This window comes from Streptomyces sp. P17, from assembly GCF_032436805.1.
Taxonomy (GTDB): Bacteria; Actinomycetota; Actinomycetes; order Streptomycetales; family Streptomycetaceae; genus Streptomyces.
In genome coordinates this window covers 1-261 of record NZ_JAVRBF010001028.1, presented here as the reverse complement: position 1 = coordinate 261, position 261 = coordinate 1, and the positions used below count along the sequence as shown (strand labels likewise).

Genomic DNA, 261 nt, shown 5'->3' with positions numbered 1-261 from the left:
CGGCGTCAACCCGGCGCGCCGACGCGCTGGCGCTGTATCGGCAATCGGCGCCGGCGTGGGCCGCCAACCCGGACCTCGTCGAGAAGACCTACTTCTTCGATGCGGAGAACGCCGTGGGCGGCGGCGTCTATCACTGGCGCGCGCGCGAGGCGGCGCAGCGCTGGCACGGCGGGGACTACCCGCGCCTGATCCGCGACCGCTACGGCACGGCGCCGCGCGTCGAAATGTTCGAGGCGGTGCTGCGGATCGACGCGGTCACGC

Annotated in this window: 1 protein-coding gene; it reads left to right on the top strand. The window is 73.6% G+C overall.

Going from position 1 to position 261, the window contains the following annotated elements; all coding sequences use genetic code 11:
• Positions 1-261: hypothetical protein (locus RMT89_RS43840; protein WP_315889335.1), on the top strand; the 261-nt coding region annotated here is incomplete at both ends.